The 12,297-nt window shown below is 65.3% G+C and carries 9 protein-coding genes; 1 reads left to right on the forward strand and 8 read right to left on the reverse strand.

Annotation, left to right across the window (positions count from 1 at the left end):
- Positions 1-46: 46 nt before the first annotated feature.
- Positions 47-1,870 carry a glutamine--fructose-6-phosphate transaminase (isomerizing) gene (glmS, locus tag DV027_RS07850; RefSeq protein ID WP_130731316.1) on the reverse strand — a complete coding sequence of 608 codons (1,824 nt, stop codon included), beginning with the start codon at positions 1,868-1,870 and terminating at the stop codon, positions 47-49.
- On the reverse strand, positions 1,870-3,237 hold the full coding sequence (glmU, locus tag DV027_RS07855) for a bifunctional UDP-N-acetylglucosamine diphosphorylase/glucosamine-1-phosphate N-acetyltransferase GlmU (RefSeq protein ID WP_130731317.1): 1,368 nt from the start codon (positions 3,235-3,237) through the stop codon (positions 1,870-1,872). The genes glmS and glmU overlap by 1 nt, the downstream gene beginning before the upstream one ends.
- Before the next feature lie 344 nt (positions 3,238-3,581).
- Here glmU and DV027_RS07860 point away from each other — a divergent pair, with 344 nt between their 5' ends.
- The gene (locus DV027_RS07860) at positions 3,582-4,262 is read left to right on the forward strand and encodes an HAD hydrolase-like protein (protein WP_130731318.1); all 681 of its coding nucleotides are present in this window, start codon (positions 3,582-3,584) and stop codon (positions 4,260-4,262) included.
- 6 nt (positions 4,263-4,268) lie between these two features.
- On the opposite strand, the gene gyrB is transcribed toward DV027_RS07860, so the two are convergent.
- The 6 genes from gyrB to mutM all read right to left on the reverse strand — a co-directional run bounded on the left by gyrB (position 4,269) and on the right by mutM (position 12,293).
- Positions 4,269-6,737, reverse strand: a complete 2,469-nt coding sequence (gene gyrB / locus DV027_RS07865) for a DNA topoisomerase (ATP-hydrolyzing) subunit B (RefSeq protein ID WP_242621794.1) — start codon at positions 6,735-6,737, stop codon at positions 4,269-4,271.
- Positions 6,738-6,827: 90 nt separating this feature from the next.
- The gene (gene recF / locus DV027_RS07870; RefSeq protein WP_130731319.1) at positions 6,828-7,952 is read right to left on the reverse strand and encodes a DNA replication/repair protein RecF; all 1,125 of its coding nucleotides are present in this window, start codon (positions 7,950-7,952) and stop codon (positions 6,828-6,830) included.
- A 22-nt stretch (positions 7,953-7,974) separates the two neighbouring features.
- A complete protein-coding gene (gene dnaN, locus DV027_RS07875) occupies positions 7,975-9,099 on the reverse strand; it encodes a DNA polymerase III subunit beta (protein ID WP_130731320.1) in 1,125 nt (374 codons plus the stop codon).
- A gap of 108 nt (positions 9,100-9,207) precedes the next feature.
- On the reverse strand, positions 9,208-10,671 hold the full coding sequence (gene dnaA / locus DV027_RS07880; protein WP_130731321.1) for a chromosomal replication initiator protein DnaA: 1,464 nt from the start codon (positions 10,669-10,671) through the stop codon (positions 9,208-9,210).
- A gap of 367 nt (positions 10,672-11,038) precedes the next feature.
- Positions 11,039-11,308 (reverse strand): 30S ribosomal protein S20, encoded by a 270-nt coding sequence (rpsT, locus tag DV027_RS07885; protein ID WP_130731322.1) that lies wholly within the window; start codon positions 11,306-11,308, stop codon positions 11,039-11,041.
- Positions 11,309-11,438: 130 nt separating this feature from the next.
- The gene (gene mutM, locus DV027_RS07890; protein WP_130731323.1) at positions 11,439-12,293 is read right to left on the reverse strand and encodes a bifunctional DNA-formamidopyrimidine glycosylase/DNA-(apurinic or apyrimidinic site) lyase; all 855 of its coding nucleotides are present in this window, start codon (positions 12,291-12,293) and stop codon (positions 11,439-11,441) included.
- Between the last annotated feature and the right edge of the window lie 4 nt (positions 12,294-12,297).

The raw sequence follows: 12,297 nt of genomic DNA on the forward strand, positions 1-12,297 counted from the left end.
GGTTCATCCATACTGGCGGCGAGTGTGCCAGCGTGCCTGCGCGTGTCTATTCAACAGTAACGGATTTGGCGAGATTACGCGGCTGGTCCACATCCGTGCCTTTGATGAGCGCCACCTCATAGGCCAGGATCTGCACCGGAATGGTCTGCAGGATGGGTGCCACGAACTCATCCACCGTCGGGATCGCCACCACGCATTCCGCAATTTCGCGCAGGCGGGGCGCGCCCGCCATGTCGGTAAACACCAGCAGGCGGCCGCCACGGGCCTTGGCCTCCTGCAGGTTGGACAGTGTTTTTTCAAACAACGGCCCCGACGGCACGGTAGCCACGACCGGCACGGTGCTGTCGATCAGCGATATGGGGCCATGCTTCATCTCGCCCGCGGCATAGGCCTCGGCGTGGATATAGGTGATTTCCTTGAGCTTGAGCGCGCCTTCAAGCGCTACGGGGAACATTGCCCCGCGGCCCAGATACAGCACATCACGCGCGCCCGCCACGATGGCGGCCATGCGGCGGATCTCGTCATGGCGCTCGAACACCTCGGTGGCCTTGCTTGGCAGGTCGAGCAGGCTGGTCACCATGCGTTCTTCCTGCGCCGCGTCAATCATGCCGCGGGCGCGGGCGAAGGCGATGGTCAGGCACGCCAGCACGGAAAGCTGGGCCGTGAACGCCTTGGTGCTGGCAACCGAGATTTCGGGGCCCGCCACGGTGCCGAGCACTGCATCGCTTTCGCGCGCCATGGTGCTCTGCTCCACATTGAGCACCGAGACGATATGCTGCCCCGCCGCCCGCATGCCACGCAGGGCGGCCAGCGTATCCGCCGTCTCACCAGACTGCGAGATGAGCAGCCCCAGCCCGCCATGGGCCAGCGGCGGGTTGCGGTAGCGCATCTCGCTCGCCACGTCGATATCGACCGGCAGGCGCGCGTACTGCTCGATCCAGTAGCGCCCGATCATGCCTGCGTAGAAGGCCGAGCCGCAGGCGGTGATCACGGCACGGGGAATGCTGGCCAGGTCAAACGGCAGGTCGGGCATCACCACGCGGCGGGTGGCGGGGTCGATCAGGCGCTGGAGCGTCTGGCCGATCACCACCGGGTGCTCGTGCAGCTCCTTCTCCATGTAGTGCCGGTAGCCATCCTTGCCCACCGAGGCCGCGATCAGCGCCGTCATCTTGACCGGGCGCTCGACCGGGTTGCCCGCCATGTCAAAGAACGTGGCGCCAGCGGGGGTGATGACCGCCCAGTCGCCATCATCCAGATAGGCGATGCGGCGGGTGAGCGGCGCCAGGGCCAGGCTGTCGGAGCCGAGGAACATCTCGTTATCGCCAAAGCCCACCACCAGCGGCGCGCCATGCCGCGCACCGATGACCATGCCGTCATGGCCGGCAAAGATCATGGCCAGCGCATAGGCCCCTTCCAGCCGCCTGAGGCATTCATGCGCGGCCTCGCGTGGCGGGAGGCCGCGCTGCAGGTGGTAGTCGACCAGCTGGGCGATGGTCTCGCTATCGGTATCGGTCGAGAAGACCTGGCCCTCTGCCTCGAGTTCGCGGCGCAGTTCCTCAAAGTTTTCGATAATGCCGTTATGCACCACCGACACGCGCTCCGTGCCATGCGGGTGGGCATTGTTCTCGGTCGGCGCGCCGTGGGTGGCCCAGCGCGTGTGGCCGATGCCGGTCACACCCGGTAGCGGCAGGCGCGCGAGCAGGGAGGCGAGATGGTCGAGCTTGCCCGCAGCCCTGCGGCGCTCGACATGACCGTGCTCAAGCGTTGCGATACCGGCGGAATCATAGCCCCGATATTCAAGCCGCCGCAGGGCATCAAGAATGACCGGCGTGGCCTGATTGCTGCCAACAACCCCGACTATGCCACACATCAGCCCTGTTCCTTCCTGTTCTTCAGCCGCTGGCGGAACGTGCGGGCATAGCCCGCCTTGTCCGCCTGCCGCGCCCGGCCAATGGCCAGGGCGTCATCGGGCACGTCATGGGTAATGACGCTGCCGGCCGCCGTAATCACCCCTTTACCCAACCGCACGGGGGCGACAAGCACCGAATCCGACCCGATGAAGCTTTCGGCCCCGATTTCCGTGCGGTGCTTGAACACGCCATCATAATTGCACGTAATGGTGCCCGCGCCGATATTGGCCCTTGCCCCCACGGTGGTATTACCCAGATAGGTCAGGTGGTTGGCCTTGGCCCCCGCGCCGAGCGTGGTGGCCTTGAGTTCGACAAAGTTGCCCACGCGCGCGCCCTGCCCCACATCGGTGCCCGGCCGCAGGCGGGCATAGGGACCGATCTGGGCATCAGGGCCGACCGTTGCCCCCTCGATATGCGAGAACGCATGGATTTCCGTGCCGCGCCTGACATGCACCCCCGGCCCGAACACCACATGGGGGTGCACCACCGTATCGGGCTCGAACACCGTATCAGCGCACAGGAACACGGTGTCGGGTGCGACAAGGGTCGTGCCACCCGCCATGGCGGCAAGGCGCAGGCGGGCCTGCACGCAGGCCTCTGCCTGGGCCAGTTCGGCGCGGGAATTGATGCCGCGCAGTTCATCCTCGGGGGCGATGACCGCGCGCACCTTGCGCCCTTCGGCCACGGCGCGGGCCACGACATCGCCCAGATAATACTCGCCCTGCGCGTTGCTGTTATCGATCTGACCCAGCCAGCGGCGGAAATCGGCGGCATCGGCGCACAGCACGCCCGCATTGCACAGGCCGATGGCGCGCTCGGCGGGAGTGGCATCGGCCCATTCCACAATGCGCTGCACCAGCCCATCGCGCGTGACCACGCGACCGTAACGCGCAGGATCAGCCGGTTCCATGGCCAGCAGGGCAAGGCCCGTGTCATCGCTGCGGCGCCGGGCCAGCAGGGCGCGCATGGTGCCGGGCGTAATCAGCGGGTTATCGCCATACAGCACCGCGACATCACCCGTGCCAAACGCGGCCTCGGCCTGGCGGGCGGCATGGCCCGTGCCCAGCCGGTCATGCTGCACCACCACCGTGTGCGGGGCAGCGAGGGCTGCCACGTCATCCATGCCCGGCCCGGCGACGACGACAATCCGGTCAAATACTTCGGCTGCGTTATCAATCAGGTAGCGCAGCATGGGCTGGCCCGCGAGCGGGTGCATGACCTTGGGCCGCTCCGATTTCATGCGCGTGCCGCGACCTGCCGCCAGAATAACAGCGGTCGACAGGGGCGAGGCGGAGGCGGACTGGTCGGTCTCTGTGTCGGTGTTCATGGCAGTGTGCGGGTACTCCGCACCTGACTGCCCTGTCAAACCCTTATCCGCATGCGGGCGCATCACTTCGGATGTCTGCATGCTACGGTGTTGCTGCTTGATAATAACAGATTGATAAAAAACATAAAAATTCAAGCCTCTCGGTTGAGGCCCAAAAAGCCTGCTCAAACAATACCCTGAAACCGTAAGCTTTTTGGTGAAGCTTTTTCCAAAACTCCTCAGAAAAAGGCGACGCCTGGGACTTTCCTGATTTTTTATCAATGACGTGTTTTCAAACAATCTCTTATGACTTGCAGGACCGCGCGGGGTCAGGCTTCCTCGACACCAGACAGTCAAAGGGCTTCATGATGACATCCTCCCCTCCCCGTCTGGCGGTTTTTGATATGGATGGCACGCTGATCGACAGCCTGCCCGACCTTGCGGCCTGCGCCGACTGGCTTCTGGCGCAATACAACCTGCCGGGCCTAACACCCGAGGCCGTGCGCCCGATGATTGGGGATGGCGTAGCCGTGCTGGTCAGCCGCCTGCTCGACCATGCCGGCCCTGCAGCCGCCCGCATCAACCGCGCCGAGGCCACGGCCCGCTACATGGAACGCTACACGCCGCATTCAACCGACCATTCCCGCCCTTTTCCCGGCACGGTCGAGACGCTGGCGGCCCTGCACGCGGCAGGCTGGTGCATGGCGGTCTGCACCAACAAGCCCGTGGCGGCGGCGCGGCATATCCTTCAGGTCATGGAACTGGAAAAATGGTTTGTCGCCGTGGGCGGGGGCGACAGCTTTGGCGTGCGCAAGCCCGACCCGCGCCACCTGCTGGGCACAATTGAACAGGCAGGCAGCACCCCGGCCCGCGCCATCATGACCGGCGACCACCATAATGACGTGGCCACCGCCACCGGCGCCCATGTGCCTGCCATATTCGCCCGCTGGGGCTACGGGCGACCGGAAATGGAAGCCGGGGCCACGGTAGGCGCCGATTCCATTACCGAAATACCGCATCTGGCAGGCGAATTGCGGCCTGGCTGAGCCGCCTCACACGTCGAGATTGGCGACCTTGAGCGCATTGCCCACGATGAAGTCGCGGCGCGGTTCGACCACGTCGCCCATCAGGGTGGAGAAGACCTGCGCCGCGTTTTCAATATCGCCCACCTTGACCTGCAGCAGCGTGCGCATGGCGGGGTCGAGCGTGGTTTCCCACAACTGCTCGTCATTCATCTCGCCCAGGCCCTTGAAGCGGTTGATCGACAGGCCCTTGCGGCCCTGCGCCAGAATCCGCTCATACAGCGAGGCCGGGCCGTGGAAGGGATGCGGCACCCCATCGAGCACAAGGCTGACCGGGCCTGCAAAATCCTTCACCAGCCGGTCATGGCGCTCGGCCAGCCAGCGTACTTCCGCGCTGCGCAGGGTGGTGGCCTCAAGCCGGTAGACCTCGCCCACGCCGCGCACGCTGCGCGCCATCTCCAGCCCGCTTTCGCTTACGGCCACCTTCCACCCGCGCTCGGTGGGCGGCGAGATGGCATCAAGCCGCGCCTGCAGGTCCACAATGCGCTCGGGCACCGTGTTAAGGTCCGGGCGCAGCACGCCCGCAATGGCCGCCTGCTCCAGTATCCATACCGGCACCCGGGCTGACAGGCGCGAGAGCGCGCGCGTTACGTCACGGATGAAGTGCACCTCAGCCCGCATGGCCTCGCCCTGCACCTCGCGCCCATCGGCATAATGCAGCGCCGCATTGGCCAGCGCCTTGTCGAGCAGGTAGGATTCAAGGGCCGCGTCATCCTTGAGGTAGCGCTCGTCATTGCCGCGCTTGGCGCGGTACAGCGGCGGCTGGGCGATATACAGGTACCCGTTCTCGATCAGTTCGGGCATCTGGCGGAAGAAGAAGGTCAGCAGCAGCGTGCGGATGTGCGAGCCATCCACGTCGGCGTCGGTCATGATGACAATGCGGTGGTAGCGCAGTTTCTCGATCGAGAAGCCGCCATGCTCCACGTCGCCACGCCCGATGCCGGTGCCGAGCGCCGTGATCAGCGTGCCGATTTCAGCCGAGCCGAGCATGCGGTCAAAGCGCGCGCGCTCCACGTTCAGGATCTTGCCCTTGAGCGGCAGGATCGCCTGGAAGCGCCGGTCGCGCCCCTGCTTGGCCGTGCCACCTGCCGAGTCACCCTCGACGATGAACAGTTCGGACTTGGCCGGGTCGCGTTCCTGGCAGTCCGCGAGCTTGCCGGGAAGCGAGGAAATATCGAGCACGCCCTTGCGCCGGGTGAGTTCGCGCGCGCGGCGCGCCGCCTCACGGGCGGCGGCGGCATCCATCACCTTGGCCACGATGTGGCGGGCTTCCTTGGGGTGGGTCTCGAACCAGTGGGAGATCATGTCGGCAGCCGCCGCATGCACGACCGGCTGCACTTCAGACGAGACCAGCTTGTCCTTGGTCTGCGATGAGAATTTGGGGTCGGGCACCTTGACCGAGAGCACGGCGGTCAGGCCCTCGCGCATGTCCTCGCCGTTGAGCGCGTGGCTGTCCTTCTTGGTGGCGTTGGCCTCGGCATAGCGGCCCACCACGCGGGTCAGCGCCTGGCGGAAGCCCGCAAGGTGCGAGCCGCCATCGCGCTGCGGAATGTTGTTGGTGAAGCAGAGCATGGTTTCATGGAAGCTGTCGTTCCATGTCAGCGCAAACTCGACCTTGATGCCGTTTTCCTCATTCTGGAGGCTGCCGGTAATCGGCGGGTTCACGATGGCGGTCTTGCCCTGGTCGAGCCATTCCACAAAGGCGCACAGGCCGCCCTCATAATAGAATTTTTCCTCGCGCGCAGGTTCGTGTCGCTCATCGCGCAGCACGATCCTGAGCCCGGAGTTGAGGAAGGCCAGTTCACGCAGGCGGCGCTCGAGAATCGGGAACTCGAACTCCACCTTGGCAAAGGTCTCGGCACTGGGCTTGAAGGTGACCTGCGTGCCGCGCGGCTCGCTGCTCTCACCCACTACGCGCAGCGCCTCGTCACGTTCGCCGCCCTTAAAGCGGATCACATGCTCCTTGCCATCGCGCCAGATGCGCACTTCCATCCATTCGGACAGGGCATTGACCACCGCGGCGCCCACGCCATGCAGGCCACCGGAAACCTTGTAGGAATTCTGGTTGAACTTGCCGCCCGCATGCAGCTTGGTCAGCACGACTTCCGCAGCACTCACCCCTTCCTCATGGTGCATGCCGGTGGGAATGCCACGCCCGTCATCGCGCACGGTCACGCTGCCATCGCCATTGAGGGTGACAACACAGCCGGTGGCGAACCCGGCCTGCGCCTCATCCACCGCGTTATCAATGATTTCGAAGGCCATGTGGTGCAGGCCCGAGCCGTCATCGGTATCGCCAATATACATGCCGGGGCGCTTGCGCACCGCATCCAGCCCCCGCAGCACCGAGATGGATGCCTCGTCATAATCAGGCACGGGGGCTACTGTGCCCTTGGCCTCGGCATCGTGTTTCTGATCGGGACTGGATTGATCGGACATGCCGGCAGATGCTCCACAGCGGACAACAACAAAATATCAGAATGCATTATAGCCCCAACCGCCCGGCGTAACCAGCATTCCGCGCGCAAATCAGGCCTCATGGGCAAGATTACCGGCACCCGGCGTCTCGAATGCGGCATGGCTGCGCAGGGGGGCGAACTGTTCGGCGTCCGTTCCGGTCAGGAACACGCCCGTATTCATGCGGCCCACGGCGCGGAACAGGGCCTGCCTGCGGGCTTCATCCAGATGCACCAGCGGCTCATCGAGCAAAAGCATGGGCACCTGCCCCCGGCATGCCGCGAGTATGCGCGCATGCGACAGCACGATGCCCAGCAGCAGCGCCTTCTGCTGCCCCGTGCTGGACTGGACGGCGGCGCGCCCGCTCACCCGGTCAGCCAGCGCAAGCCCGGTGCGGTGCGCCCCAAAACGGCAGCCGCCGCGCTGGCGGTCAATGCCGCGCGTGTGCGCGATCTGCCCAGCCAGCCAGTCCTCCACGGCTAACGCAGGCCGGGTGGCGAGGTGGGCGGCAATGTCGCATTCCAGTTCCAGCCGGGCGGCGGGAAAACCATCGGCCAGCGCCTGTTCATCGGTATTGAGGCGGCTGACCATATCCATCCGCGCAGCAACGGTGGCCACTGCATGGCGGGCCATGGTGTGCTCAAGGGCCACAAGCCAGGCTGGATCGGGGTTGCGCTGGGCCAGAAGGCGGCTGCGCTGGGCCATGGCGCGGTCATGGGCGGCAAGTTCACGGGCATGGCCGGGTTCAAGCGCCTGCACCAGCCGGTCAAGAAAACGCCGCCTTCCCCCTGCCCCTTCAAGGAACAGGCGATCCATCTGCGGCGTGATCCAGACGGCAGAGAAATATTCGCCCACGCCATCGCGGTTGCGCAGGGCCTGCCCATCCACCCGGAACACCCGGCGCTCGGGGCGCAGCGGGTCGGCTCCGGTAGCCAACTGCGCGGACAGGGCTTCATCCCCGTCCATGCCCTCAACCTGTGCGGCCACGCCCCACAGGCTGGCGCCATGCCGGGGCAGTTCATCCATGCGCGCGCCCCGCAGGCCACGACCGGGAACAAGCAGCGACACGGCCTCGAGCAGATTGGTCTTGCCGCTGCCATTCGGCCCGGTAATGACCGTGACCGGCTGCGCCGGCTGCCACGACAGGCGGCGGTAGTTGCGGAAATCCGTCAGCGCCAGCCGGGTTATGCAGGCCATGCTGCCGTAATGAGGGGCGCGCTCAAACGCGCATGGGCATCAGCACGTACAGCGCCGAGGGGCTGTCCACATCGCGCACGATGGTCGGGGCGGAACTGTCGGAGAATGCGAATTCCACTTCCTTTTCCACCTGGTCGGTAATGTCGTTGAGGTACCGGGCCTGAAAGCCGATTTCGATGGGCGGCGCATCGTAGGAGACGTGGTTTTCGTCGAGTTCCTCAGTGGCCGAACCCTGATCCTGGCTGGCGGCGGACAGGGTAAGCAGGTTATGCGCCATGCTCAGCTTGACCGGGCGCGAACGCTCCTGGCTGATGGCCGCGACACGGGCCACCGCATCGGAGAAGATCTTCTTGCCCACGCGCAGGATGCGGTCATTGCCGTGCGGGATCACGCGCTCATATTCGGGGAAAGTGCCATCGATCAGCTTGGAGGTGAGCGTGATGTTGCCGATGGTGAACTGGATGCGCGTGTCAGACAGGGCCACATCGACCTGCTCCGGCCCTTCATCAAGCAGCTTGCGCAGCTCGCCCACGGTCTTGCGCGGCACGATCACGCCGGGCATTCCCTCGCTGCCCGGCGGCAGTTCGGTCTCGACCCGGGCCAGGCGGTGGCCGTCGGTTGCAACCGCGCGCAGCACCTGACCGGCCTCGCCTTCGGCCACGTGCAGGAAAATGCCGTTGAGGTAGTAGCGCGTCTCCTCGGTGGAGATGGCGAAGCGCGTGCGGTCGATCAGGCCGCGCAGCACCTGGGCGGGAATGCTGAATTCATGCGGCAGGCTGCCTGCCATCATGGAGGGGAAGTCATCCACGTCCAGCACGTTGAGGCTGGTGGCAAAGCGCCCCGCCCGCAGGCCCAGCGGCGCATCGCCCCCGGCGTGGTCGAATTCGACCTGCGCGCCATCGGGCAGCTTGCGCACGATTTCGTACAGCACGGCAGCCGGCGCCGTGACCGCACCATCACGCAGCGTTTCCGCCGCCATACCCTCGACCACGGCAATTTCCATGTCGGTGGCGGTCAGCGTCATGGCGCCATCAGTGACATTGATCAGCACGTTGGCCAGGATGGGGATGGTATTGCGCTTCTCGGCAACGCTCTGGATATGGGCCAGTGCCTTGAGCAGCGTTACGCGGTCAGCCTTCAACTTCATCGGTACGATATCCTCCACATCCCGCAGCACCCGAAAAAGCACAAAACGGGGGAGACCTGTCTAGCAGCCTGAAGCAACAGCGGTAAAGGGGCGTGCGCGGGAAATGCGTCAGGTCTCGAGCATGCGGCGCAGCAGTTCCACGTCCTCGGCAAAGGCGGGGTCCTGCGCCATCAGCTGCTCCACCTTGGTTACGCCATACATGACGGTGGTGTGGTCGCGGTTGCCGAACTTGCGCCCGATCTCGGGGTAGGAGCGGCTGGTGAGCTGCTTGGCGAGGTACATCGCCACCTGGCGCGGCCGCGCCACGGCCCGGCCCCGGCGGGCGGAGAACATGTCGGTCAGGCGCGTGTTCCAGTGCTCGGCCACCTTGCGCTGGATTTCCTCGATGGTGACGCGCCGGTCATGCGCCTTGAGGATGTCGTGTAACACATCCTGCGTCGCCTCAAGGGTGACGGGGCGGCCAAACAGGTTGGCATGCGCGATCAGCCGGTTGAGCGCGCCCTCAAGCTCGCGCACGTTCGAGGTGATCTTGTGGGCCAGGAATTCCAGCACCTTGGCCGGCACCACCACGCCGGATGCGGCGGCCTTGGCCTCAAGGATGGAGATGCGCAGCTCGAAGGTCGTGGCATGGATATCGGCCACCATGCCGCAGCCAAGGCGGGTGCGCAGCCGGTCCTCAAGCCCCGACAGGTCAGAGGGCGACTTGTCGGCCGAGACCACGATCTGCCGCCCGGCATCGACCAGCGCGTTGAAGGTGTGGAAGAATTCGTCCTGCGTGTTGTCCTTGCCGATGAGGAACTGCAGGTCATCGATCATCAGCACGTCAACCGAGCGCAGCTGGTCCTTGAACTCGAGCGTGGACTGCGAGCGGATGGCCCCGATGAAGCGGTACATGAACTTCTCGGCCGACATGTAGGCTACCGAGACCTTGCCCCCACGCAGCAGTTCCGCACCGATGGCGTGCATGAGGTGGGTCTTGCCCAGACCCACGCCGCCATACAGGAACAGGGGGTTGAAGCCAGGGCTGGACGGGCGCTCGGCCACGCGGCGGGCGCAGGCATAGGCGAACTCGTTGGGTTTGCCCACAACGAAGGTGTCAAACGTGAAGCGCGGCTCAAGCGGGGCGGCAAGGTCGCTGCGCACCTCGGCCTGGCGCGGGCTTTCCGCCGCTTGGGGCGCTGCCGCGGGGGCCGCCGGTTCGCTTGGGGCGACGGCAGCAGCCGGGGCGGGCGTGGCCTCCTGCGCCCCGGCGGTCGGGGCGGGCTGGGCTGCGGGGCGGGCCACCTGCAACTCGACCCGGCGGATAGCAGGCACTTCGGCATGCCACAGCGCGCCGAGCCGGTCGCCGTACTGCCCGCGCACCCAGTCACGCAGGAAGCGCGTGGGCAGGTAGAGGGTGATCTCGTCCTCCTCCACCGGGCCGACCGTGATCTGGCGCAGCCAGGTGCGGTATTCGACCTCACCCACCTCGGCCTTCAGCCGCTCGCAGATGCGCGACCAGTGGATGGCGAGCACACTTTTCTGCGCGTTAGCTTCCGCAACCGCGTCGTAGCCTTCCAGTCCGCCCGTCATATCCGCTCCCCGCCACATGGGGCACGAAAAGGACACCGCCTGCGCGCATGCCCCTGCCGTCACCCCGCTCCATTCCACCACCCCGCGCCACCGGCCCCTCCCCACAGGACAGGCCACAAGCCGTGCCATTGGCACGACCCAACAGCCCGACCCTATCGGCCAGGACCACCGATGACGCTGGAATTATCCCCATAATTTAGAGCACGGAATCGGGCGAAGCAACGGGAATCTGCCCCGACCCCGCCAAAACCCGTTCACACCAGCAAGATGCGGATAATAAAAAAAGGCCGCCATCGCCAATAATGGCGACAGACGACCTCCTTTATTACTTCCAGCCTTCTTTCAGATGAAAGAAACCAGCCGTATCTTACGCAGCAGCGAGAGACTTGATACGGGCGGACAGGCGGGAAATACGACGGGCAACCGTGTTGGCGTGAAGAACGCCCTTGCCAACGGCGCGCTGCATTTCGGGCTGTGCCTCACGCAGGGCCACCACGGCGTCGTCCTTCTTGCCGCTGGCGATCGCGGTTTCAATCTTCTTCACGAAGGTGCGTACGCGCGACAGACGTGCGGTGTTGCGGGCGTTGCGGCGTTCGTTCTGACGGATGCGCTTGCGCGCGGATGCTGTATTGGCCATTGCTCTCAGTTCATCTGCATAAATCAGGTTACGGCGGTCCGCCACCCGATCGTGCGGACATCCCATATCAGGCTGGCGATCTAGTCCACCCTGACCGTATTCGTCAAGACAAGTCTTTGCCTAAATCGTCTCAAGCCTCCTGCAATCGGGGGCAGAAGAAGCTCGAACGCCCCGATTGGGTGATGCGTTCCACCCCATCGCACGCAGGCGGGCCGGGGCAATCGGGGCATCCCAGCCCTTCACGCCCATAGACGCGCCATGCATGCTGGAAATAGCCGAGTTCCCCATCGGGTTGCACATAATCACGCAGGCTTGAGCCACCGGCGGCAATCGCCTCGTCGAGCACGGCGCGGACCTGGGCTGCCAGTTCATCATATTCCGCGGCACTGATCTCGCCCGCCGCCCGCGCGGGGTGGATGCGCGCACGGAACAGCGCCTCGGACACATAGATATTGCCAAGCCCCGCCACCACGCGCTGGTCAAGCAGCAGCGCCTTGATGCTCGTGCGCCGCCCACGACCCCTTGCCGCAAGCCACGCGCCGCCAAAGCGGTTGCCCAGCGGCTCAGGCCCCATGCCTGCCAGCAGGCGATGGCCCTCCACGCCCGCCACCGGCACCAGGTCGACCATGCCGAAGCGCCTGGGGTCGACCAGCCCGCAGCGCGCGCCCTCCCCGGTCTCGATCACCAGATGCTCGTGCAGGGCGGGCGGCATCACACGCTCGGCTTCAGTCGGGCGCGAGAGCAGCACGCGCCCGGACATGCCCAGGTGCAGCACGACCACCATGCCGCCGGAAAGGGTGATGAGGATATATTTCCCCCGCCGGGCGAATCCATCGATCCGCTGGCCTTCCAGCGCACGGGCCAGACCGGGGGGAAACGGCCAGCGCAGCCCCGTATGGTGCGTGCTGGCGCGGGAAATAGTGTGACCTTCAAGATGCACTCGCATCCCGCGCATCACAGTTTCAACTTCAGGGAGTTCCGGCATGGCC

This window comes from Komagataeibacter xylinus, from assembly GCF_004302915.1.
Lineage (GTDB): Bacteria > Pseudomonadota > Alphaproteobacteria > Acetobacterales > Acetobacteraceae > Komagataeibacter > Komagataeibacter xylinus_C.